Raw genomic sequence first — 23,286 nt, forward strand, 5'->3', positions numbered from 1 at the left:
TCCTTACGATTTGGCCGGTCGCGTCACCAGGTAAATGCCGAGCGCCACCGGAACGATCCCGAGCAGGTCGCGCGTCTCGATGTGCTCGCCGAGCACGAGGTAGGCGAACAGCATGCCGAGGGGCGGCATCAGGAAATGATAGGCACTGGCGGCGGTGGCGCCACACACTTTCAGGAGATGAAACCAGAGCCAGTAGGCGAGGATCGAGCCGCCGAGCACCAGGAAGGCGAAGGCGCCGATCAGGCTCGGCGTGAAGTCAATGGCGTGGACGTCGGCGAAGGTCAGCGCGACCGGAATCAGCACGACGCCGGCGGCGAGATTCTGCACGCCGTTGCCGATCCACAGGCTGCCCTTCGGCGCGAGAAGCTTGAACAAAATGGTGCCGGCGACGATGGAGGCGAGCGAGGCCAGCGTGAAGATGATGCCGTGCAGTGAGTCGGTGCCGACCGACAGGCGATGCCAGACGATCAGCGTCACGCCGATGATGCCGAGCAAGAGGCCGCTCGCCTTGCGCCAGGTCATGCCCTCGCCGAGGAGAAGGGCGGCGAAACCCGCCGTAAACACCGGATTGGCCGACACGATCAGGCCGCCGAGGCCGGCGGAGACCGATTGAAGACCGGTGTAGCCGAGCCCGAGATAGAGCGCGTTGTTGGCGATGCCGAGCACGGCGAAAATCGCCGCGTCGCGCCATGACAGCGACCAGTCGCCGCGAACCATCGTGGCCCCAAGGATCAAAACGCCGGCAAGCGAGAAGCGCGCCGCGAGCAGGATCAGCGGCGGGCAATGGGTGACGCCGATCTTGCCGGCGATGAAGGCGTAGCTCCAGAGCAGGCAGAACAAGCCGATATAAAGCGGCAGCGCGTTGAAGCGGCGGCTGGGGACGGATATCGAGGGGGCGAGCAACATGACATTTCTCCTGAGCCTTCGATCTAGGGAGGCCGCTTGCCATTTGGAAATTAAATGATTAACTGCCCATCAGTTGATTTTCGAATGGAGGCGGCGATGCTCGATCTCGAGCTCCTGCGCAGCTTCGTCTCGGTGGTCGAGGCCGGCGGTTTCACCCGGGCCGGCGAGCGCGTTCACCGCACGCAGTCGACCGTGAGCCAGCAGATCAAGCGGCTGGAAGAGGATGTCGGCCAGGTGCTGCTGCATCGCGACGGCAAGGACGTGCGCCCGACCGAGGCCGGCGAGCGGCTGTTGTCCTACGCGCGCCGTCTGCTCTCGCTCGCGGAAGAAGCGCGCGACATGCTGCGCGAGCCCGGCGGCGAAGGCGCGATCCGGCTCGGTATCCCCGAGGATTTCGCGGCGTATCGGCTGGCAAAGCTGCTGGGCGCGTTCTCGCGCTCGCATCCGGGCCTGCGGCTCGATGTGCGCGCCGACCAGAGCAAGAACCTGTCCCGCGATCTCGAACGCGGCGAGCTGGATTTGGCACTGTTCAAGCGTGCGGCCGGCGAGAAGGGCGCGATCGCGGTGTGGCCGGAGCAAGTGCACTGGGTCACCAGCAAGAGCCACCCGGTCGATATCACCGTGTCGTCGGTGCCGCTGATCGGCTTTCCGGCCGGCTGCCTCTATCGCGCCGGCGCCATCCACGCGCTGGAAAGCGCCGGGCGCGCCTGGCACATGGCCTATTCGTCATCGAGCCTCGCCGGCATTCAAGCTGCGGTTGCCGCCGGCATGGGTCTCAGCATCTTGTCCGAGATGTCGATCCAGTCCGATCATCGCGTGCTGACCGCGAAGGACGGTTTTGCGCCGATCAACAAGACCGAGGTCGCGCTGATGGCGGCGCCGGATGCGAGCCCGGCAACGCTGCGGCTTGCGGATCGTCTCGCCGAGTTCTGCGATCATGTGCAGGCGAAGGCCGCTTGAGCGCGCGCAACGTCCGGCTTACTTCACTGCCGACATCAGCCTGTCGCCGCACGCATTGGCGTAGAACTTGCCGCCGCATTGCCGCTTGATGGCGGCGCAGCGCGCCTTGGGCGATGCATTTTGCGAGACGGCGAAGCCGCAACTCAAACCGTCGGCGCTGCGGCCGGGTTTGCCGGCGGCGAACGCGGCGCTGGAGACGGTGATGCAAACCACGAGCAAGGCCGCGGCGGCGATTTCGATCAGCATTCGCATCAGCGGTTTCATCGGCGTCTCCTCCACACTGACGGCTGAATCTGGTCGCATTCTACCACGGAATCCAATCTTCTCCGTGCAGGCCCGGGTTCCCAAACCGGCCCATTCCTTGCATAATTTTACGCCAGCGCAGTGCACGGTCGCGCCGGCAATGGTTCCCGCGCAGCAGCAAGACGCGTAGGGTGAGTGGTGGTTTTTCGACAGGAAGTGACGGCTTTGCAAGATTCATCGTTCCAGCCCGGTTTTCCCGCGCCCGGGCAGCCCATCGACGAACTCGCGCTGACCGAGATCAAGGGCGCGATCCTGGCGAAGCTGCGCCTTGCCATCGGCAAGGATGCCGGCATGGCGACGAAGCACGACTGGTACCAGGCCGCGGCGCTGGCGCTGCGCGACCGCATCGTGCATCGCTGGCTCAGCGCTGAGAAGCGCAGCTACGATGCGGGACGCAAGCGCGTCTATTATCTCTCGCTCGAATTTCTGATCGGCCGTCTCTTCACCGACGCGCTCAACAATATGGGGCTCCTCAAGATCTTCGAGGTCGCGCTCGGCGATCTCGGCGTGTCGCTGCCGGACTTACGCAAATGCGAGCCGGATGCAGCGCTCGGCAATGGCGGCCTCGGCCGGCTCGCTGCCTGCTTCATGGAAAGCATGGCGACACTGTCGATCCCCGCGATCGGCTACGGCATCCGCTACGACTACGGCCTGTTCCGCCAGATCATCAATCAGGGTTGGCAGCAGGAATATCCGGACGAATGGCTCGGCTTCGGCAATCCCTGGGAATTGCAGCGGCCCGAGGTGATCTACGATATCAATTTCGGCGGCGTCGTCGAGCATGTCGACGACAAGGGCCGCGACCGCGCGATCTGGCATCCGTCCGAGACCGTGCAGGCGATCGCCTATGACACGCCGATCGTCGGCTGGCGCGGCCAGCACGTCAACGCGCTGCGGCTGTGGTCGGCGCGCTCGCCCGATCCGCTCAAGCTCGATGCCTTCAACAAGGGCGACTATGTCAGCGCCAGCGCCGAGCAATCGCGCGCCGAAGCGATCTGCAAATTCCTCTATCCCAACGACGAGAGCCCGGCGGGCCGCGAGCTGCGGCTGCGGCAGGAATATTTCTTCGTCTCGGCCTCGCTCCAGGATCTCGTCAAGCGCCATCTCGCCTCCGACGGCCAGCTCCGCAGCCTGTCGAGCAAGGTCGCGGTTCAGCTCAACGACACCCATCCGAGCCTCGCCGTCACCGAGCTGATGCGCATCCTGGTCGACCTGCACAATTTCCGCTGGGACGAGGCCTGGAAGATCACGGTCGCCACCCTCTCCTACACCAACCACACGCTGCTGCCCGAGGCGCTCGAGACCTGGCCGGTCGAGCTGTTCGAGCGGCTGCTGCCGCGGCATCTCGAGATCATCTACCGCATCAACGTCCAGCATCTGGCGCTCGCCGAAGCGCGCGCGCCGGGCGACATCGATTTCCGCGCCTCGGTCTCGCTGATCGACGAGAAGAGCGGCCGCCGCGTCCGCATGGGCCAGCTCGCCTTCGTCGGCTCGCACCGCATCAACGGCGTCTCGGCCATGCATTCCGACCTGATGCGCGAGACAGTGTTCCACGATCTCAACCATCTCTATCCCGGCCGCATCACCAACAAGACCAACGGCATCACCTTCCGCCGCTGGCTGATGCTGGCGAACCCGAAGCTGACCGAGCTCTTGCGTGAGACCTGCGGCGAGGCCGTGCTCGACGATCCGACCCAGCTCTCGCTGATCGAGGCGCGCGCCAGCGACGTCGAGTTCCAGAAGAAATTCCGTGCCGTCAAGCATCACAACAAGACGGCGCTGGCGCGCCTGATCGGCGAGCGGCTCGGCATCATGGTCGATCCCGGCGCGCTGTTCGACGTGCAGATCAAGCGCATCCACGAATACAAGCGCCAGCTGCTCAACATCATCGAGACGGTCGCGCTGTACCAGGCGATCAAGGACGATCCGAGCGGCAATTGGGTGCCGCGGGTGAAAATCTTCGCCGGCAAGGCGGCGGCAAGCTATCGCTACGCCAAGCTGATCATCAAGCTGATCAACGACGTCGCCGAAGTCGTCAACAACGATCCCGCGATCGGCGGCAAGCTCAAGGTCGCGTTCCTGCCCGACTACAATGTCAGCCTCGCCGAAGTGATCATTCCCGCGGCCGACCTCTCCGAGCAGATCTCGACCGCGGGCATGGAAGCCTCCGGCACCGGCAACATGAAGCTGGCGCTCAACGGCGCCATCACCATCGGCACGCTCGACGGCGCCAATATTGAGATCCGCGACCAGGTCGGTGCGGAGAACATCGCGATCTTCGGCATGGAGGCCGGCGACGTGATGATCCGCCGCAAGCAGGGGCTGGATGCCTCCGACGTGATCCGCAACTCGCCGAAGCTGCAGCGCGCCATCAACGCGATCGGTAGCGGCGAGTTCTCGCCCGGCGATCCCGGCCGCTTCGAATCCATCGCGCATGCGCTGCGCTATCTCGACCATTACATGGTCAGCGCCGATTTCGATTCCTATTACGAGGCGCAGCGCGCGGTCGATGCGCGCTGGCTGGTGGCGCCGGCCTGGACCCGCGCCTCCATCCTCAACGTCGCGCGCATGGCGTGGTTCTCGTCCGACCGCACCATTCGCGAATACGCCGAGGAGATCTGGAACGTGCCGGTGAACCCGATCACGCCGCCGTTCCAGGAAGCGGAGGACCAGCGCGGCGCCACGGCTTGATTTTATCGCGCCGTGAAATCGGGATTACCTGCGAGGTTATTGCACAAGCCGGCGGCTGACGTGATATGACGTCCGTCATCGAAAGCCGGATCAGACAATGCACGCCAAGCTCCCGCACCCCTTCGACGATGCCACCCGCATCACCGCCGGCGACTCGCGCTGGCAGGGGCACACCAGCGACGATTACTGGGCCTTTGTCGGCCCGTTCGGCGGCGCCACGGCCGCGACCATCTTGCGCGCGCTGATCGAGCATCCAGAGCGCGCCGGCGATCCGCTGGCGCTGACCGTCAATTACTGCGCGCCGATCGCAAAGGGGCCGTTCGATCTCGACATCAGGCTGGTGAAGGCCAACCGCTCCAGCCAGCACTGGAGCGTCGAACTGTCGCAGGGCGGCGGCGAGGTCGCAACACTCGCCACCGCCGTGTTCGCCGAGCGCCGGCCGTCCTGGGAGCACAGGGTCGCGCAATATCCGGATGCGAAGCCGTTCGAACAGACGCTGCCGTACCCCAAGCTCGCGGCCTCCTGGGCCAATCAGTACGATTTCCGCTTCGTCGAGGGCGAGATGCGGCTCGGCCCGCCGCAGGCGGAGTTCGCCAGCACGTACTCGAAGCTCTGGATCAGCGACCGCATTCCGCGCAAGCTCGACATGCTGTCGCTGATGTCGATGTCGGATGCGTTCTTCGGCCGCATCTTCCACGCGCGGCGCGAGCTGGTGCCGTTCGGCACGGTGTCCCTGACGACGTATTTCCACACCGACAGCGAGGAGCTTGCGGCCGAGGACATCACCCGCGTGCTCGCGACGGCCGATTCCAAGATCATGCACAAGAGCTACGCCGACCAGAACGCCGAGCTGTGGTCGCCGAACGGCAGGCTGCTCGCGACGACCACGCAGATCGCGTATTTCAAGGCGTGACTGTCTCCTCCCCCTCTCCCCTTTCTTACGGGGAAAGAGTTGGGGCGAGGGGCTGCTTCCGCAAATACAGTGAGAGACGGACTCGCGGAGAGTCCCCCTCACCCGCCCGCGGGGAGAGGCGAAGATCCACAAACAAAAAGGGCGGCCTCGCGGCCGCCCTTTTGCATTGAAGACAGAGCGAACCTACTCCGCCGCGAGCTTCAGGTCCGGCGCGGCGGCGCGGACCTCGGCGTCGACCTGGGCTTCGAACTTGGCAAAGTTCTTCTGGAACATGCCGACCAGCGCGCGCGCGGTCTTGTCGAACTCGTCCTTGTCCTTCCAGGTGTTGACCGGATTGAGGATCTCGCTCGGCACGCCGGGCAGCGCGGTCGGCACGGCGAAGCCAAAGTACTTGTCGGTGCGGAATTCGACGTTGCGAAGCGAGCCGTCGAGCGCGGCGGTGAGCAGCGCGCGCGTCACCTTGATCGGCATGCGCGAGCCGGTGCCGTACTTACCGCCGGTCCACCCCGTATTGACCAGCCAGCAATCGACATTGTGCTGGGCGATGAGGTCGCGCAGCATGTTGCCGTAGACGGACGGGTCGAGCGGCAGGAAGGGCGAGCCGAAGCAGGTCGAGAATTCCGGCTGCGGCTCGTTGCCGAGACCGCGTTCGGTGCCGGCAACCTTGGCGGTGTAGCCGGACAGGAAGTGATACATCGCCTGCGCGGGCGAGAGCTTGGCGATCGGCGGCAGCACGCCGAAGGCGTCGGCGGCGAGCATCACCATGTTCTTCGGCTGCGGCGCGCGGCCGGTGCGCGAGGCGTTCGGGATGAAATCGAGCGGATAGGCCGAACGCGTGTTCTCGGTCTTGGAGCCGTCGTCGAAATCGACCACGCGGGTATCCTCGTCGAGCACGCAGTTCTCGAGCACGGCGCCGAAGCGCGTCGAGGCCGCATAGATCTCGGGCTCGGCTTCCTGCGACAGCTTGATGCACTTGGCGTAGCAGCCGCCTTCGAAATTGAAGACGCCGTTCGGGCCCCAGCCGTGCTCATCGTCGCCGATCAGCGTGCGGTTCGGGTCGGCCGACAGCGTGGTCTTGCCGGTGCCTGACAGCCCGAAGAAGATCGCGGTATCGCCCTTCGCGCCGACATTGGCCGAGCAGTGCATCGGCATCACGCCGCGCTCGGGCAGATAATAGTTCAGCGTGGTGAAGACCGACTTCTTCATCTCGCCGGCATAATAAGACCCGCCGATCAGGACGATCTTGCGGGCGAAATCGATCGCGACGACGTTCTCCGACCTGCAGCCGTGGCGTTTGGGATCAGCGCGGAAGCTCGGCATGTCGATGATAGTGAGCTCCGGCGTGAAGCTCGACAGCTCGACCGCCTCGGGGCGGATCAAGAGCGTGCGGATGAACAGCGAGTGCCAGGCGAGTTCGGTGAAGACCCGCGTCTTGATCCGGTAGGCCGGATCGGCGCCGCCGTAGAGGTCCTGCGCGAACAGCGCCTTGCCTTCGGCGTGCTTGAGGAAGTCCTGGTAGAGAGCCTCGAACTGCTCTGCGGTGATCGACTGGTTGCCGGCCCACCACATCTTCTTGTCGGTGGTGGCGTCACGCACCGTGAACTTGTCCTTGGGGCTGCGGCCGGTGAACTCGCCGGTGTCGGCGCAGAGCGCGCCGTCGGCGGAGAGCACCGCCTCGCCCGCGGAGAGCGAGTATTGGTAGAGTTGCGGCGCACCGAGGTTCCAGTGAACCTGCTTGAGATTCCTTAAGCCGAATTTGTCGGCGCCGAAGGCACCGTTGCGCACGCCCGTCTCTTGCACGAAAAGATCCTCCTAGAACCCGCGACACTCAGCGCAGCCAAGCTTTGGCACCATCGCGGTCACCGTGAATAACAGGCCGTCCGGCCTCGGCTGAACGACGTAATACTGATGAACGCTGGCGTTGCCAAGCTGATCCCGCAGGATTTGGTTTATTCAAGGACCGCGCCAAACGCAGCGCATGTCAGCCCTGAGCAGGCGCACCACGAAATCGCAGATGATCGCGCAACCAAATGCAGAATTCCGCGTGTCTGGAGTTTTTGCGATGCACAAGGCCGCGCCCGCCCTACCGCACCGCGCCCTCGCCGACGAGCGCGAACGGCCCCCACATCGCCGGATAGGCGTTGCGTGGCGACGAAGCGTCATCAACATAGGTTAACATCGCCCGGCGCAGGGCTTCGGCACGACCGATCCCTGGTTCGCTCTTGAGCAACTCGAACGTCGAAATGGTCAAGCGGGTCGCGGCTTCCGAATCCACCGCCCAGTGCGAGACCAGGAGCGCGCGGGCGCCGGCATAGAAGAACGATCGCGCCAGCCCCGACAAGGCCTCGGCACCGGGCTTGTCGCCGGCGATCGTGTTGCACGCCGACAGCACCACCCAATCCGCGTTGAGCTTGAGCTGGGCGACTTCACTCGCGGTCAACAGGCCGTCGTCGAATTCGGTGGGCTGATCGGGAATGGAGAGCGCAAGCGAGGGCTCACCCAATCCCTTGACGTCGCCGGCAACGAGACCGTGGGTGGCAAAGTAGATGATGCCGTATTGAGCAAGCGCTGCACGCTTGAGCGTCGTTTCGCTGGCATCGCGGCCGAGATGGATATCGGCCTCCGCGGCGCCGACATCCTTCGCCACCGCGTTCAGCTCGTCGGCGGTGTCAGGAAGTTGCGGCAGCGCCTGCGCCAGCCGGGCGCGGTCGACGCCGGCCCCGCGCCAGAAGTCGGTATAGGCGATGGTCGCAATGCTGCGTGCGGCGATCTTGCCGGTTGCGCGCCGATCGGCCGGGCCTTCCAGCGCAGGGTTGAATACGGGATCGCCAAAGCCGGTCATCGGCTTCACACCCTGATCCCTGCGGGCGAAGGCACGCAGCGATTTCAGGCTGATCACCGACGGCAGCACAGAAACGGCCTGACGGCGCAACAGCCAGGCGGCGCTGCGATAGCCTTCGAGCCTGTCCGGGATTGCCGCCTGCGGCTTCTCCGTGACGAGCAAATGAAACGGCAGCGCGGTCAGCGCGGTCAGCGCCGCCGACGGCACCACCAGCAGGTTGCGCTTGTCCTTCGTCAGCGCCTCGACCGGGCCGAGCAGCGCCACATAAAGCTCGTTGGCGAGCGCAAGATCGAACAGCCCCGATTTGCCGGAGGCATCGCGCGCCTTTCCGACGTCGAGCCCCCTGCGGAAGGCCGTGACCTTCTGCGTCAGCGCGTCCGCACCGAGCGGAATCTCCTTCCAGTCGACGCCCTCGCGCGTGATCGCGATGACATAGCTCTGCCTGTTGACGACGGAATAGAGCGCCATCGCCTCATCGGCCGACAGCAGCAGCTGGATGTCCTTCAACGTTAGCGGCAACGGATTGGACAGCGAGGCGTAGTCGGGGAACTCGACGGCGAGCGTCTTCTGCAAGCCCGCGCGCTCGTTCGCGATCGCCGCGATCCGGGCGCGACTGCGCTGCTCGGCCGCGAGGTCGCGCTGGCCCGATGGCTTCGAGACCGCGACGATGATCGCCTTGTCGAGTGCCTCGGATTCAGCGGTGAGGTCCTGGTCGCGGCGCACCAGCTCGGCGAGCCGGTCGCTGCCAGCGGCGAGCCGGACGGCGAGCTTGTTGACGGCGGAGGCTGCGGAGGATTGCGTGCCCCGCTGGATCGCGGCGAGCGCCTCCTCCAGCGCCTTGTCCTCCGCCAACAGGGATTGCTGACGCGCGGCGAACAGGATCGGGAGCACCACGCGCAACTGCGCGCGGTTGGTCGCGAGCGTCCTCTCAGCGAGCGGCAGCGCATTGGCCGTGCGGCCGGAGACATCGAGGAAATAGGCGAGATTGCTGGTCGAGGTGACGACGTCAGGATGATCCGGCCCGAGCGCACGCTCGCGGATCGCCAGCGCGCGGCGATAGAGCGGCTCGGCCTCGGCATAGCGGCGCTGATGCTCGTAGAGACCGGCGAGATTGTTCAGCGAGCGCGCGACGTCGGGGTGATCCGGTCCCAGCGCCTTTTCGCGGATCGCGAGCGAGTGCTTGATCCGCGCCTCGGCCTCGGCATCGCGGTCGAGGTCGCGATCGACCTGGCCGATGTTGTTCAGGACCGTGGCGACCGCGGGATGTTCGGGCCCGGCCGCCTTCTGATAGATCGCGAGCGCACGCTGGAACAACGGCTCGGCCTCGGCCTGCCGTTCCTGCTTCACGTAGAGTGTGGCAAGATTGTTGAGGGCCCGGCCGACATCGGGATGCTCGCGCGACAGGCCTTTTCGCTTACGGCCAGCGCACGCTTGAACAGCGGCTCCGCTTCAGTGAAGCGGCCCTGCCGCTGATAGAGTGCGGCGAGGTTGGTCAATTCGGCCGAAAGCAGCGACGTCTCGAGGCCGAGCGATTTTTCCATCAGCGCGATGGCGCGCTTGTAGAGCGGCTCGGCCAGGCCGTCGCGGCCCTGGCCGGCATAGACCTGGCCGAGATTGTTGAGCGCGGCAGCGAGTTCGCGGCCGTTATCGCTCTTCTCCAGGCTCGCAACCATGCCCTGCGCAAGCGGAAGCGCTTCCGAATACTTGCCGGCGCTCATGAGCGCGTTGATCCGCGCGCTTTCCGCGGCGAGACCTTTCTGGGCAAGACCTTTCTGGGCAAGAGCTGGCGTCGCAAGCGTTCCTGCGATCGCGAGCGCCAAACCCGCAACCAACGTCAAACGACGGCGTGTCATGAACCCGCTCGCTGCGAACCATAAGCCAATACGGCCTTGAACCAATACGGTGTTGGGTCGCGACGATGGGCGGCGCCGTTCAAAGAGTTGCGCTTCAGTCCACCTTTTTCCGCGCCTCGCCAGCGAGGCGGACCAGCATCTTACGCAGTGCCGTGCCGTCGCTCACGCGCTCCGGAAAATCCAGCCGCAGCACGGTCTGGCCATCCTGCATGTCGAGACCCTCGGGGTCGCAGCCGGTGCAGCGCCAGTCACCGGCGGGAGCGCCGAGGAGCTTTGTTGCATAGAGGCCCATGGCATCGCGATGGTCGGCGTTCATGTGCTCCACGGCTCCCTCCTCAGCCGCCAGCAGGTCCTCTGCGCCGGTGAGGTCGGTGAGGAACTGCTCGGGCTCGAGGTCAACAATCCGGCCGAAACCGGCAACCAGATGGGTTCCCGTCGGGCGGATCCGGAAGAATGAAAAATCCTTAAATGACACAAAAGCTTCCGCCGACGGATGGGCATTGAGGTACCGTCGCTGGAGGAGTTCCTTATCGGCACCGGCCTGCTCGGCACGGCCGGACAGCATGATCCGGGCGCCCTCAAGCGGATCGCCGGCGGCGCGCTCGTCGAGCATCAGCGAGACCCGGTGATCGGCGAGGAGATTCCTCGTATGCACGGCCAAACCGGAGATCAGCAGGATCGGCGAGCCATCGGGATGGCTGGCCAGATTGACCAGGGAACAATAGGGGTCGCCGCTGCCGGCCATCAGCGTTGCCAGCGCACCCTGGCGCGACCGCCGCAGCAGCGATTTGGCGAGCCTTCCGGGGTCGAAGTCGGGAGTCGGTTGCATCGGCTTTCTCGGCTCAGGTGGTTGCAAGGAGGACCTTTTTTCGGGTAAACGGGGGCCTGGTTATGGGTCGGGATGCGGCGAATCTGCCGTGTTTCGTGGAACTTGGTCACACTTCAGCCCAGCTTGCATTGCTCGGTGACAAGGTTCGAACGCCAAATTCGGCACCCATGTATGCGGCGCATCACTGGATTGCTCGCCGTTTCAAGCCACGACCCAAACGGAAAGCAGAAAGCAGAGGCTCATGCCCACAATCGCTTTGGTCGACGACGACCGCAACATTCTCACATCCGTCTCGATCGCGCTGGAAGCCGAAGGCTACCGCATCATGACCTACACCGACGGCGCCTCCGCGCTTGACGGTTTCCGCACCACGCAACCCGATCTTGCCATCCTCGATATCAAGATGCCGCGCATGGACGGCATGGAGACGCTGCGCCGCCTGCGGCAGAAGTCCGACCTGCCGGTGATCTTCCTCACCTCCAAGGACGAAGAGATCGACGAACTGTTCGGTCTCAAGATGGGCGCCGACGATTTCATCCGCAAACCGTTCTCGCAGCGTCTGCTGGTCGAGCGCGTCAAGGCCGTGCTGCGCCGCTCGGCGCCGAAGGACCCGACCGTCGCGCCGAAGGAGAACGACGCCAAGGCGCTCGACCGCGGCCTTTTGCGCATGGATCCGGAACGCCATACCTGCACCTGGAAGAACGAGCCGGTGACGCTGACCGTTACCGAATTCCTGATCCTCCAGGCGCTCGCGACCCGGCCCGGCGTGGTCAAGAGCCGTAACGCGCTGATGGATGCCGCCTATGACGACCAGGTCTATGTCGACGACCGCACCATCGACAGCCACATCAAGCGGCTGCGCAAGAAGTTCAAGGTCGTCGACAACGAGTTCGAGATGATCGAGACGCTCTACGGCGTCGGCTACCGTTTCAAGGAAGCCTGAGGCACAACGCGCCTTCACGATAGACTGAGGGCATCTCCGGTTCTCGTACCATCGGGACCGGGATCGCTCTCCATGGTTGCAGCATGATCTTATCGGAAAACCGCTGCGCACTTTTCCGGACCATGCTCTATGGTTGGAGCATGATCCTTTCGGAAAACCGCTGCACACTTTTCCGGATCATGCTCTAGAATGCGGGGACCCTTCACACGAGCTGTCCTAACGCGGGCGTAAGCATTGCTTGACCGAACGCAGCCTGACGAGAACCAGAACGCCGGGGATGTCATGTCCAACGGCGTTCCGGAGCACGTTGCCGACGACAAGCCGGCCGCACAGGGCTGGCGGCCGCTGAGCTGGCTCAAGCGCGCCGGGCAGTTCTTCTTCGCGCTGTCCTTCTCGAGCCTGACCCGGCGCATCGTCTCGCTCAACCTCGCCGGCCTCGTCGCGCTGGTCGCGAGCATCCTTTACCTGTCACAATTCCGCGCCGGCCTGATCGACGCGCGGGCGCAGAGCCTGCTGGTGCAGGCCGAGATCATCGCCGGCGCCATCGGCGCGTCGGCGACCGTGCAGACCAACGCGATCACGGTCGACCCCGAGCGGCTGCTCGATCTGAAACTGGGTGAGAGCTACGGCGGAATAGACGATTCGCTGGATTTTCCGATCAATCCCGAGCGCGTGGCGCCGGTGCTGAGCACGCTGATCTCGCCGACCAAGACGCGCGCACGGATCGTCGATCCCAACGGGACCGTGCTGCTCGACAGCCGCGATCTCGATGCCGTGCGCGGCATTCCGCTGCCGCCATTGTCGGAAAAGCCGGGCCTGATCGAACGGATGATGGTCCCGGTGCGCACCTGGCTGAACCGCGGCGACCTGCCGCTCTATCGCGAGCTCGGGCGCGAGAACGGCAAGGGCTATGTGGAAGTCGCCGATGCACTCCAGGGCCAGAAGCGCTCGATGGTGCGGGTCAATGCGCGCGGCGAGGTGATCGTCTCGGTCGCGGTCCCCGTGCTGCGCTCGCGCGCCATCCATGGCGCGCTGATGCTGTCGACCCAGGGCGACGACATCGACCAGATGGTCACCGCCGAGCGCCTCGCCATCCTGAAAGTCGGCGGCGTCGCCGCGGCCGTCATGATCATGCTGTCGCTGCTGCTGGCGAGCACGATCGCGGGGCCGGTCCGCCGGCTCGCCGACAGCGCCGAGCGCGTCCGCCGCCGCATCAAGGCGCGCATCGAGATTCCCGACTTCACCCGCCGCCGCGACGAGATCGGCCATCTTTCCGGCGCGCTGCGCGACATGACCAGCGCGCTCTACAGCCGCATCGAGGCGATCGAGATGTTCGCCGCCGATGTCGCCCACGAATTGAAGAACCCGCTGACCTCGCTGCGCTCAGCGGTCGAGACGCTGCCGCTGGCGCGCAACGAGAACAGCCGCGCCCGCCTGCTCGAGGTGATCGAGCACGACGTCAAGCGGCTCGACCGCCTGATCTCCGACATCTCCGACGCCAGCCGCCTCGATGCCGAGCTGCAGCGCCAGGATGCGATCCCGGTCGATCTGCGCCGCCTGCTGACGACGCTCGTCTCCGTCGCAAACGAGACAAAACTCGGCCACGACGTCGCGGTCGAGATGCGGTTCGAGGGCCGCGGCCCGACCGACACCTTTGCCGTGACCGGCCACGATTCGCGGCTTGGGCAGGTGGTCTCCAACCTGCTCTCGAACGCGCAGTCGTTCTCGGAAGCCGGCAGCAAGGTGCGCCTCACCTGCCGCCGCGTGCGCGGAGAGATCGAGATCGTGGTCGACGACGATGGCCCCGGCATCCGCGACGACGCGCTGGAGCGCATCTTCGAGCGCTTCTACACCGACCGTCCGCACCAGGGCTTTGGCCAGAACTCCGGCCTCGGCCTGTCGATCTCCAAGCAGATCGTCGATGCCCATGGCGGACGCATCTGGGCCGAGAACCGCGCTGGCCCGCCGGACGAGGACGGCGCGCCGACGGTTGCCGGCGCGCGCTTCGTGGTGAGGCTGCCGGCGCTATGAGCGATGGCGACGCAAGCGTTCACGCCTCCGCAGTCAAGGTCGGACAGCAGGCGGTGCTGATCCGCGGACCCTCGGGCTCCGGGAAGTCGCGCCTTGCTTTCGAGCTGATTATGGCGGGGCGATCAGGCGTGGTCGAACCGGCCGTTCTGGTCGGGGATGACCGTGTCCATCTGGCGACAGTCGGCGATGAAATTGAGGTCCGCCCGAGCAGGATACTGGTCGGCCTGATCGAAATCCGGGGCCTCGGAATCCGCCGCTGCGACTTCGTGGAGCATGCGACCGTCGGCCTCGTGGTCGATCTGGACGCCACGGACGCCGAACGCCTGCCTGCGGCCGAATCCCTGAAAACACGCATTTTAGGTGTCGAAATACCGCGAATCCCGGTTGGCGGCGACTATTCGCCCCTCCCTTTGGTTGTCGCAGCCTTGACCACTACCAAGAGTTAACCTTCTGCTAATCCCTCAGGCGATTGTTTGAAGGGAAATGGTAACCATATGAACCCCACTATCGCGACCGAGTAGACCGGCGCAGCTCCCCTCATCCATCCGTCTAGATTCAGGGAGATACGTAACATCCCCTCTTGCGCAGGGGCTCTGGATGGTCAAAGTGGCGCGTTCGTGCGGTGCACCAAAAGCGCCCGCGAGGAGTTTTCCGATGATTGGTCTAGTACTTGTGACCCACGGGCGCCTTGCCGACGAATTCAAGGCAGCGCTTGAGCATGTCATGGGCCCACAAAAGCAAATCGAAGCGATCACGATCGGCGCCGAAGATGATTCCGATCTCTGCCGAAGCGACATCATCGAGGCGGTTAACCGCGTCGATTCCGGCGACGGCGTTGCGATCCTCACCGACATGTTCGGCGGCACGCCGTCCAACCTTGCGATTTCCTGCATGAGCCGGCCCAAGGTCGAGGTGCTCGCGGGCATCAACCTTCCCATGTTGGTGAAGCTTGCCAAGGTGCGCGAGGAGCGTTCGCTGCCCGACGCGATCGCGATGGCCCAGGAAGCGGGCCGCAAATACGTCACCATCGCCAGCCGCGTGCTCGCCGGCAAATGAGCGAGGAGGCGCCGCAAGCCGGGACGGGCGTGCCCGCGGGCGCGATCTCCAAGGAGCTTCTGATCATCAACAAGCGCGGGCTGCACGCGCGCGCCTCGGCGAAATTCGTCCAGGCGGTCGAGCGCTTCGACGCGCAGGTGTGGGTGACGCGCGGCGGCGAGACCGTCGGCGGCACCTCGATCATGGGCCTGATGATGCTCGCGGCAGGACCTGGCACGACGATCACGGTGGCCGCAGCCGGCACCGAGGCGGAAGCCGCGCTCGCGGCGATCACGGAGCTCGTTGAAAGCAAATTCAACGAGGAAGGGACCTGAGCCACACGCTCGGCTGCGCTCCCTCGCCCCGTTCTTACGGGGAGAGAGATGGGGTGAGGGGCCTCTCTCCACACGTGAGATCGCCGAGAGATCTGTACCCCCTCACCCGAATTCGATCTGCGATCGAATTCGACCTCTCCCGGCAAGCGGGAGAGGTGAAAAAAGAAGAGTCACTTCGCCGGCGACGCGATGTAGATATTCCAGCTCATCGACGGGCCGGCCTTGCCGTGCGTGAAGCGGCGCGTCGTCATCACCATGCGCTCGGCATTCGGCGCCACTTCTGACACCCATTTCTCGAACGCCGGCAGGCGACCGTCGGTCGGATCGAACACGCCGATGAAGCCATATTTCCTGGCGTCATCGCGCGAGGTCAGCCCGGAATCCCAAGCCTCCAGCGGCATCAACGCCGCCGGATGATCCGGGCTGTAGAACACCAGCGGCTGGATCTGTTCCATGGTGCCGGCAACCACGGCCCAGCGCGAGCCGAACCGCGTGTGCCAGGCCTGCGTCAGCTCGCGTGCGAGATCCGAGCGGGCGCCATAGATCGCCGCGTTACCGGCATTGGCCGCCATCTCGCGCGCGGCGATCCAGGGCGAGGCTATGAGCGTCGCGACGCTGAGCACGAGCCAGATCGCGACAATGTTGAACAGCACCGCGCTCTGCACCCGCAATGCCGGGATCGCGACCAGCGCGAGCGGCACCAGGAAGAACAGCGAGATGCCCCAATCGGTCTTCATGTAGATGCTGAAGGCGAGCGCGCCGAGCGGCGGGCCGACCGCGACGATGACCTGGACGATCCAGACGTTCAGCGCCTGCGCGACATTGACGCCGGGATTGGCGCCGCGCGCCCAGGCCCGCGTGACGATGCGTGAGGGCGCGCGCACAAGCAGCGAGACCCACGGCGGCACCAGCGCCATCGCCAGCGCGGCGAGTGCCACGGGCAGCGCCAGCAGCGCGATATTATGCACGGCATAGCCGGCGACGAGCTGATGCACGAGGCCAGCATCCTCGAGGCTGTAGGTGTCGCCGGCATAGGTCAGCGGCACGAAATGCACGCTCGCCAGCCAGACGATGTGCGGGATCATCGCCACGACCATCGTCGCGATCGCCAACCACGGCGCCGGCGACAACAGGAATCGCAGCCGACCGGGATGGATCAGCGCGGCAAGGCCGATGGCGCCGATCATGGTCAGCACCCAGTATTTGGTCATCAGCGCCAGCGCGCCGGCAAGCCCGAGCCAGATGCCGGATTGCCAGCTCCGTTTCTCGAACGCGTTGAGATAGGCGAGCATCAGCAGCGGCAGCGTGACGAGCTGGAGCAGGTCCGCGTTGTACTTGAAACCCTTGAAATTGAAGATCGGGTAGAGCGCGACCATCACCACGACCAGGAACGCGCGCCGCGCATCCACCACGCGCAAGGCCACCAGCCAGCAGATCACCATGCCGACGCCGACGGTCGCCATCGCCAGCGCATAGGTCGCCCAGTCCGTTGCCGGAAACGCCTTGAACCAGAGGCCGGCGATCCAGCCCGACAGCGGCGGGTGCTTACCGTAGCCCCACAGGAATTGCTGGCCCCAGCCATAGGCTTCTGCGACGTCCATGTGAACGTCCTGCGCCGCCTTGAGATTGATCAGGATGAAGGTCCAGAGCACCGCATGCAGGATCGCGAGCTGGATCACCAGCCACAATCGCGCTGAGGGATGGATCGCGCAGGCGACCAGCCAGACCCGGAAGCGGTTGGTACTTATGCGGGTCTTCGCCCGCGCTCTGGCCGTCGGAAGAGAGGTGGTCGACATGGCCCGTTGCGTAGCGCGTTTTGGCCTGCCGTGGAATCAGCTTGGCGTGAACAAAGACCCTGAAAATACAGCAATATGGTTGCCGCACGGGGATGTGAGTGGTATCCCGCGCCCATGACGACCGTCCCCATTTCCAACATCCGCAATTTCTCCATCGTCGCTCATATCGACCATGGCAAATCGACGCTGGCCGACCGCCTGATCCAGATGACCGGCGGCCTCTCCGACCGCGAGATGGCGGGCAAGGAGCAGGTGCTCGATTCCATGGACATCGAGCGCGAGCGCGGCATCACCATCAAGGCGCAGACGGTCCGCCTGTCCTACCGCGCCAAGGACGGCAAGGATTACATCTTCAATCTGATGGACACGCCCGGCCATGTCGACTTCGCCTACGAAGTCTCGCGGTCGCTGGCGGCATGCGAGGGTTCCCTGTTGGTGGTCGACGCCAGCCAGGGCGTCGAGGCGCAGACGCTCGCCAACGTCTACCAGGCGCTCGATAACAACCACGAGATCGTCCCGGTCCTGAACAAGGTCGATCTTCCCGCGGCCGAGCCCGAGAAGATCAAGCAGCAGATCGAGGACGTCATCGGCATCGACGCCTCGGACGCGGTGATGATCTCGGCCAAGACCGGCCTCGGCGTGCCCGACGTGCTGGAAGCCATCGTCACCCGCCTGCCGCCGCCGAAGGGCGATCGCGACGCGACCTTGAAGGCACTGCTGGTCGACAGCTGGTACGACGTCTATCTCGGCGTCGTCGTGCTGATCCGCGTGGTCGACGGCGTCATGAAGAAGGGCAGCCGCGTGCGCATGATGGGCACGGGCGCGGCCTACGACGTCGAGCGCGTCGGCTTCTTCACGCCGAAGATGACACAGGTCGACGAGCTCGGCCCCGGCGAGATCGGCTTCATCACCGCTGCGATCAAGGAAGTCGCCGACACCCGCGTCGGCGACACCATCACCGACGACCGGAAGCCGGTCGCCGACATGCTGCCCGGCTTCAAGCCGGCCATTCCAGTTGTGTTCTGCGGCCTGTTTCCGGTCGACGCCGATGACTTCGAGACCTTGCGCGCCGCCATGGGCAAGCTGCGCCTCAACGACGCCAGCTTCTCCTTCGAGATGGAGACTTCGGCTGCGCTCGGCTTCGGCTTCCGCTGCGGCTTCCTCGGCCTGTTGCACCTCGAGATCATCCAGGAGCGGCTGTCGCGCGAGTTCGATCTCAACCTGATCGCGACGGCGCCGAGCGTGATCTACAAGATGAAGCTCACCGACGGCACCGAGCTCGAGATCCACAATCCCGTCGACATGCCCGACGTGGTCAAGATCGCCGAGATCGACGAGCCCTGGATCGAGGCGACGATCCTCACGCCGGACGAATATCTCGGCAGCGTGCTGAAGCTGTGCCAGGACCGCCGCGGCGCGCAGAAGGAGTTGACCTATGTCGGCTCCCGCGCCATGGTGAAATACGACCTGCCGCTCAACGAAGTCGTGTTCGACTTCTACGACCGCCTGAAGTCGGTCTCCAAGGGCTACGCCTCGTTCGACTATCATCTCACCGACTACAAGCCGGCCGATCTCGTCAAGATGCAGATCCTGGTCAACGCCGAGCCGGTCGATGCGCTCTCGATGCTGGTCCACCGCACCCGCGCCGAAGGGCGCGGCCGCGCCATGGTCGAGAAGATGAAGGAGCTGATCCCGCCGCACATGTTCCAGATCCCGATCCAGGCGGCGATCGGCGGCAAGGTGATCGCGCGCGAGACGGTGCGCGCGCTGCGCAAGGACGTCACTGCAAAGTGCTACGGCGGCGACATCACGCGCAAACGAAAACTTCTGGAGAAGCAGAAGGAAGGCAAGAAGAAGATGCGACAGTTCGGCAAGGTCGACATCCCGCAGGAAGCCTTCATTGCCGCGCTGAAGGTGGACAGCTGAGGCGGATCGGAGGCCGGTCCGACGACGAAATCTCGAAAACAACCCCATGCACAGTAGCCGACGCATTGGCGGTATTAAGATTTTCGATTTTTTCGAAAATCGCTTGATCCGTCGGGCAAAACAGGGGTAAGATGAGAAAATCGGAGCGGCTGACGCAGACCATCGAGACGCGTCATCGCCTGCGCCGATTGATTGACAGTCCCTGATCGCAATATCCAGACGCTTGGCCGTCGGCTTCCGGCCTGTAGGCCGACCTGCCAAGCATTTTCCGCGAAGACTGCTTGTGACCCGAAAGGGGACATGACATGACGCGTGTGAGCCGCCAACAGAATAGCTATAAGCCCCCAAAGATATTCGCTACCGAAAGGCGCACGCGAAAGAAGACATATTCGTCGCGTTCGAAAGCATGGCCGAAGTCACCGGTTACCCGGTTCAGCTCCTCGTTGATTTGCTGACCATCGATTCGGTTTGCATTGAGATTGCCGGGATCATTGATCTCAGATGGCAGGCCGTCGATGTTCCAAACGACGTCACAAAACGCGAACCCCTTAAGCTTGTAGCCCACATTCACGTCGATGTAGCTTTTCCTCGCCTTCGCCCTGATCTCAGCCGGCAGCAGCCCGGCAGCATCGAGCCGGTTCATCGACAGATCGGAGCTTGCCGGATATACGTCGCCGGCAACGCGCTCCTTGAAAAAGATCAGCGCACCCGGCTTGTGGCGGGGAAGCCCGGGAAAAAACTCCGCTTCCACCGGAAACCGTTCGCGGAGTGGACTGCCCTCGAATAGCACCTTTCCCCCATGGTAGTCGGCCGCAGAATAGAACGTGTCCCATGCGGCTCCGTTCGGGTACCAATAGTCAGGCTTGCTGGCAGGCCAGTACGCGCGAATGGCTTCGCTCACCGGCTCAGGCAATTTCACTCGCGAAAGGCCGACGCATATCGACCCCATGGCTCGATAGCCGGCTTTCCAGCGCGGCTTATCCCAACGATTCTTCTCGTTGATCCCCAAGAGTTCATAGGTAACGAAATTCTTCGGCGCCTGGGTCCGACGCCATTCCACCCATTCTTCGCGCGTCGCCTTGCTGATGGTCGCCCCAAAGAACTTGAGCTCAGACATCGGGCTTGCGTAGGCATCCTCGGACGCATAGGCGAGACCGAACCAGGGCTCCTCGGCATTTTCGTAGGTCACGACGAGCGGAAGCAGCGCTGCAGGCACTTTGCCGTTTTCAGTCGTCTCCCCCCGACACGCCTCGGGCGGGCGTACCACGACCCCGTGCCCATCCTTCATCTTGAGGCCATACGCCATCGGCGCGATGCCGACCTCTACCGTTCTCTCGTTGTCCTTGTAGGTCGTAATACGAACACGGCAGCCGACCACGATGTCGAAGTCAAGCGGCTCTCCGTTGTAGGCAAGATTGACTTTCAAACGATAGTAGATCGCGCGATCCTGGCCAGGATTAGTGACCTCGACTGATTTTGTGAAGCTCGGCCGGTCGAAGAGGTGTCGCTGCTGCCCGATCAAAAGCATAAGCCCTGCACTCAGCAAAACGACCATGATCGCAAAGATCGAAATGGGTAATGTCTTCATGCCGATTTATTCGCCGATTACCGTCGGACTGCTACCTTAGTCCTATAGCAAACAGCGGTTGTGCAAGTGATCGGGGACTAGTGCGCTTTTGCTGCTATGCTTTCACGAACCGTTAGCAAACTCATGTGCTGAACTTTTTGCGAAGAAAAAAGCGCCATCTGTACGCAGACCGCATGTCCGCTTCTGGCCCCGTTGCTGACCTGCGCTCAAAGCGGAGCGACGTCTGCTTCCGGGAGGTGAGCCGACCAAGGTCGTGCAGGCTGGCGAGGGCAGCTTTTGCCCCCATAGCCGACCCCACGAGCGTCTCTCGCCAGGAGCGGCTTGCGACCCAAAGCGGGACACGTCCGATGAGGGGCGAGGCAGAAAATCTGCGCTTGTTCAACACATTTAAACCATAAGGTTCTACGAAGGGGGACTCACCTAAGCTGCAGGGGCATGCACATAGCCTTGGTACAGGGGCGATCCGTGAACTTCGGGCAATGAAGGTTTGGCAGACCGGCTGCATCGTGGCTGTCATCGCGTCCGTTGGGCTTTGCCTGGCCGCCGGTAACAGACCGGCTGCGACGCTGCCAGACGTCATGCCCGAAGCGGCAGCGAACATGACGGCTCCTGCGATCATGGTGCCGCCTGCCTTGTACGCCGAGGCATCCGCCAGACTTGCGACAGCGCTTCGGGCAGAAAGAGCAGAGCTTGACTCGGTGACGTCAGCAAGTTCCGGGCCGCCCAGCAGCGGAGCCGGGATCGCCGATGAACCCGCCGCGCCAAAATTGGCGTCGTTGGGACCGGATAGCGTTGAGCCGCTGCCGGCAGAACACGAAGCGTCCAACCCTGCTCCGAAAGCGGCGTCGACGCCGGATTTCCGCTATCTGATCTACTACGTCTGGTCCGAACTGCCGCCCGCCGAGAAACCGGCGGAGACCGTCTTGCGCGCGTTCAAGGACATTCCGGTCGGAACGCCGGCCGAAGAGATCAAGCGCGTTTCCGACGCGTTTGGTCTCGACGTCAATTTCATGATGGCGGTCGCCAAGATCGAATCCGGTTTCAATCCCAATCAACGCACCGGATCGTATATCGGCCTGTTTCAGCTGAGCCAATATGAGTTCGGCAAGTTCGGCTTCGGGCAGATTCGCAATCCCAGGGACAACGCCGTTGCCGCCGCCTACAAGATCATGAGCGAAGGCGTCCAGTTCGGGTGGATCACGCACCGGACGCCTGACATGAGCGATCTTTACCTGATCCATCAGCAGGGCTGGGAAGGCGCCGCCGAGCACATCAGCCAGCCCGCGCGCGCCGCCTGGAAATCCATGTGCGCCACCAGCGAAGGCAAGGAGAAGGGGGAGCGGTGGTGCAAACGCGCGATCTGGGGCAACGCACTGCCGGCGTTCAAGCGCACCTGGAAATCGGTCGACAACGTGACGTCAGAGGCATTCGTCGGCATGTGGCGCGGCCGGGTCGCCGAATTCTACACGAAATATGTGGCGACCGCCGCTGCGGCGGCGAACCAGTAATTCGGTTGTCGTTGGGATCTGCCACGTTTGCATTGCCTTTGGCCGCAGGGGCTGCGACCTGTCGAACAACAGACGCGCCGCGGAGCCAGCTTACGAACGGCGTGACTTCCGGATTTGGCCCATCGACGAAGTCATGGCTCGCATCATGGATGCCCGGCTTTTGCTTACACCCAGCGCCGCACGCGCGCGACGTAGGCGTCGTAATCCGCTTGGAACTGGCGGCGCATCTTGGCTTCCTCGAACGGGATATGGACCCAATTGGCCGTCGCGAACACCGCGAGGGGCGCAATGAACATCGGCCAGGCGCCGACCCAGATCGCAATGCCGAGAGCGAGAACCACGAGGCCCAGATACATCGGGTTGCGCGTGAACTGGTAGGGGCCGCCGGTCACCAGCTTGCGATTTGTCGGCGACGTCGGTTGGATCTCGGTGTCCTCACGCCGGAACAGAACGAAAGCCCAGACTGGCGGAATGAACGCCAGCACGACCAAAGCTATTCCCAGCAGCGGAAGCGGGAAGCCCGGAAGCGCCGGCCAGCCGAGCGACCAACCGAGCACCGCGCACGAGATCAGATAGATCAACGTCCAAATCGGCGGAGGGAGCCGGAGCATGGTTGAACCACCTGTGCCGCTTGCCCGGTTACGATGGCGGAGTGCCAAAGCATGATCCGGAAACGTGCGAAGCGGTTTTCCGGAAAGTTCATGCGCAAACAACAACTAAAGCGCGACGACGATGCCGCCAGATCTCGTCGCGCTTTGGTAACGCAAGAGTTTGTCCACTTTGGGCCGAATTCCCGGGTGTCAGCACCTCGAGATCATGCGCGCAAC

The 23,286-nt window shown here is 63.9% G+C and carries 17 protein-coding genes and 1 pseudogene; 10 read left to right on the plus strand and 8 right to left on the minus strand.

The genetic code is table 11. The features are described from left to right. Positions 1–3: 3 nt before the first annotated feature. Complete coding sequence (locus JJB99_RS34435) at positions 4–906, minus strand: DMT family transporter (RefSeq protein WP_200496534.1); 903 nt, start codon at positions 904–906, stop codon at positions 4–6. A gap of 96 nt (positions 907–1,002) precedes the next feature. Here JJB99_RS34435 and JJB99_RS34440 point away from each other — a divergent pair, with 96 nt between their 5' ends. Then, on the plus strand, positions 1,003–1,866 hold the full coding sequence (locus JJB99_RS34440) for a LysR family transcriptional regulator (protein ID WP_200496535.1): 864 nt from the start codon (positions 1,003–1,005) through the stop codon (positions 1,864–1,866). Positions 1,867–1,884: 18 nt separating this feature from the next. Here JJB99_RS34440 and JJB99_RS34445 read toward each other — a convergent pair whose 3' ends face one another. Continuing rightward, a complete protein-coding gene (locus JJB99_RS34445; protein WP_200496536.1) occupies positions 1,885–2,130 on the minus strand; it encodes a hypothetical protein in 246 nt (81 codons plus the stop codon). A 204-nt stretch (positions 2,131–2,334) separates the two neighbouring features. Here JJB99_RS34445 and JJB99_RS34450 point away from each other — a divergent pair, with 204 nt between their 5' ends. Together JJB99_RS34450 and JJB99_RS34455 are read left to right on the plus strand one after the other, a co-directional pair. Continuing rightward, positions 2,335–4,860 (plus strand): glycogen/starch/alpha-glucan phosphorylase, encoded by a 2,526-nt coding sequence (locus JJB99_RS34450; protein WP_200496537.1) that lies wholly within the window; start codon positions 2,335–2,337, stop codon positions 4,858–4,860. Positions 4,861–4,957: 97 nt separating this feature from the next. Further along, complete coding sequence (locus JJB99_RS34455; RefSeq protein WP_200496538.1) at positions 4,958–5,773, plus strand: acyl-CoA thioesterase; 816 nt, start codon at positions 4,958–4,960, stop codon at positions 5,771–5,773. 183 nt (positions 5,774–5,956) lie between these two features. Here JJB99_RS34455 and JJB99_RS34460 read toward each other — a convergent pair whose 3' ends face one another. The 3 genes and pseudogenes from JJB99_RS34460 to JJB99_RS34470 all read right to left on the minus strand — a co-directional run bounded on the left by JJB99_RS34460 (position 5,957) and on the right by JJB99_RS34470 (position 11,297). Next, on the minus strand, positions 5,957–7,573 hold the full coding sequence (locus JJB99_RS34460; protein WP_200496539.1) for a phosphoenolpyruvate carboxykinase: 1,617 nt from the start codon (positions 7,571–7,573) through the stop codon (positions 5,957–5,959). Positions 7,574–7,856: 283 nt separating this feature from the next. Beyond that, a pseudogene (locus JJB99_RS34465) lies at positions 7,857–10,468 on the minus strand (CHAT domain-containing tetratricopeptide repeat protein). 94 nt (positions 10,469–10,562) lie between these two features. Beyond that, on the minus strand, positions 10,563–11,297 hold the full coding sequence (locus tag JJB99_RS34470) for a HugZ family protein (RefSeq protein WP_200496540.1): 735 nt from the start codon (positions 11,295–11,297) through the stop codon (positions 10,563–10,565). Between the two features lie 241 nt (positions 11,298–11,538). Here JJB99_RS34470 and JJB99_RS34475 point away from each other — a divergent pair, with 241 nt between their 5' ends. From JJB99_RS34475 to JJB99_RS34495, 5 genes are all read left to right on the plus strand, one after another. After that, on the plus strand, positions 11,539–12,240 hold the full coding sequence (locus JJB99_RS34475; protein WP_008542552.1) for a response regulator transcription factor: 702 nt from the start codon (positions 11,539–11,541) through the stop codon (positions 12,238–12,240). A gap of 234 nt (positions 12,241–12,474) precedes the next feature. Then, a complete protein-coding gene (locus JJB99_RS34480; RefSeq protein ID WP_200496541.1) occupies positions 12,475–14,271 on the plus strand; it encodes a sensor histidine kinase in 1,797 nt (598 codons plus the stop codon). Then, positions 14,268–14,717 carry an HPr kinase/phosphorylase gene (locus JJB99_RS34485; protein WP_200496542.1) on the plus strand — a complete coding sequence of 150 codons (450 nt, stop codon included), beginning with the start codon at positions 14,268–14,270 and terminating at the stop codon, positions 14,715–14,717. The genes JJB99_RS34480 and JJB99_RS34485 overlap by 4 nt, the downstream gene beginning before the upstream one ends. A 208-nt stretch (positions 14,718–14,925) precedes the next feature. Further along, positions 14,926–15,327, plus strand: a complete 402-nt coding sequence (locus tag JJB99_RS34490) for a PTS sugar transporter subunit IIA (protein WP_024339151.1) — start codon at positions 14,926–14,928, stop codon at positions 15,325–15,327. Beyond that, positions 15,324–15,641, plus strand: a complete 318-nt coding sequence (locus JJB99_RS34495; RefSeq protein WP_200496543.1) for an HPr family phosphocarrier protein — start codon at positions 15,324–15,326, stop codon at positions 15,639–15,641. Before JJB99_RS34490 ends, JJB99_RS34495 begins: the two co-directional genes overlap by 4 nt. Positions 15,642–15,811: 170 nt before the next feature. On the opposite strand, the gene JJB99_RS34500 is transcribed toward JJB99_RS34495, so the two are convergent. Further along, a complete protein-coding gene (locus tag JJB99_RS34500) occupies positions 15,812–17,437 on the minus strand; it encodes a glycosyltransferase family 39 protein (RefSeq protein ID WP_200496544.1) in 1,626 nt (541 codons plus the stop codon). A gap of 114 nt (positions 17,438–17,551) precedes the next feature. On the opposite strand from JJB99_RS34500, the gene lepA reads away from it, so the two are divergent. Beyond that, positions 17,552–19,363: a translation elongation factor 4 gene (gene lepA / locus JJB99_RS34505; RefSeq protein ID WP_200496545.1), complete on the plus strand. Its 1,812-nt coding sequence runs from the start codon at positions 17,552–17,554 to the stop codon at positions 19,361–19,363. Between the two features lie 334 nt (positions 19,364–19,697). On the opposite strand, the gene JJB99_RS34510 is transcribed toward lepA, so the two are convergent. Further along, the gene (locus tag JJB99_RS34510) at positions 19,698–20,951 is read right to left on the minus strand and encodes a hypothetical protein (RefSeq protein ID WP_200496546.1); all 1,254 of its coding nucleotides are present in this window, start codon (positions 20,949–20,951) and stop codon (positions 19,698–19,700) included. A gap of 506 nt (positions 20,952–21,457) precedes the next feature. Between JJB99_RS34510 and JJB99_RS34515 the strand changes: the two genes are divergently transcribed. Next, on the plus strand, positions 21,458–22,459 hold the full coding sequence (locus tag JJB99_RS34515) for a transglycosylase SLT domain-containing protein (RefSeq protein ID WP_246775098.1): 1,002 nt from the start codon (positions 21,458–21,460) through the stop codon (positions 22,457–22,459). Positions 22,460–22,623: 164 nt separating this feature from the next. On the opposite strand, the gene JJB99_RS34520 is transcribed toward JJB99_RS34515, so the two are convergent. Further along, entirely contained in the window at positions 22,624–23,070 is a 447-nt protein-coding gene (locus JJB99_RS34520) for a methyltransferase family protein (RefSeq protein WP_200496548.1), read from the minus strand. Positions 23,071–23,286 lie beyond the last annotated feature (216 nt).

This window comes from Bradyrhizobium diazoefficiens (assembly GCF_016616235.1).
GTDB classification, from domain to species: domain Bacteria; phylum Pseudomonadota; class Alphaproteobacteria; order Rhizobiales; family Xanthobacteraceae; genus Bradyrhizobium; species Bradyrhizobium diazoefficiens_H.

Excerpts from the sequence above, each read along its gene's own strand:
- JJB99_RS34475 (WP_008542552.1), top strand. The coding sequence starts at position 11,539 with ATGCCCACAATCGCTTTGGTCGACGACGACCGCAACATTCTCACATCC.
- JJB99_RS34455 (WP_200496538.1), top strand. The coding sequence starts at position 4,958 with ATGCACGCCAAGCTCCCGCACCCCTTCGACGATGCCACCCGCATCACC.
- JJB99_RS34485 (WP_200496542.1), top strand. The coding sequence starts at position 14,268 with ATGAGCGATGGCGACGCAAGCGTTCACGCCTCCGCAGTCAAGGTCGGA.
- JJB99_RS34495 (WP_200496543.1), top strand. The coding sequence starts at position 15,324 with ATGAGCGAGGAGGCGCCGCAAGCCGGGACGGGCGTGCCCGCGGGCGCG.
- JJB99_RS34510 (WP_200496546.1), bottom strand. The coding sequence starts at position 20,951 with ATGAAGACATTACCCATTTCGATCTTTGCGATCATGGTCGTTTTGCTG.
- JJB99_RS34490 (WP_024339151.1), top strand. The coding sequence starts at position 14,926 with ATGATTGGTCTAGTACTTGTGACCCACGGGCGCCTTGCCGACGAATTC.
- JJB99_RS34500 (WP_200496544.1), bottom strand. The coding sequence starts at position 17,437 with ATGTCGACCACCTCTCTTCCGACGGCCAGAGCGCGGGCGAAGACCCGC.
- JJB99_RS34440 (WP_200496535.1), top strand. The coding sequence starts at position 1,003 with ATGCTCGATCTCGAGCTCCTGCGCAGCTTCGTCTCGGTGGTCGAGGCC.
- JJB99_RS34445 (WP_200496536.1), bottom strand. The coding sequence starts at position 2,130 with ATGAAACCGCTGATGCGAATGCTGATCGAAATCGCCGCCGCGGCCTTG.
- JJB99_RS34470 (WP_200496540.1), bottom strand. The coding sequence starts at position 11,297 with ATGCAACCGACTCCCGACTTCGACCCCGGAAGGCTCGCCAAATCGCTG.
- JJB99_RS34435 (WP_200496534.1), bottom strand. The coding sequence starts at position 906 with ATGTTGCTCGCCCCCTCGATATCCGTCCCCAGCCGCCGCTTCAACGCG.
- JJB99_RS34520 (WP_200496548.1), bottom strand. The coding sequence starts at position 23,070 with ATGCTCCGGCTCCCTCCGCCGATTTGGACGTTGATCTATCTGATCTCG.
- lepA (WP_200496545.1), top strand. The coding sequence starts at position 17,552 with ATGACGACCGTCCCCATTTCCAACATCCGCAATTTCTCCATCGTCGCT.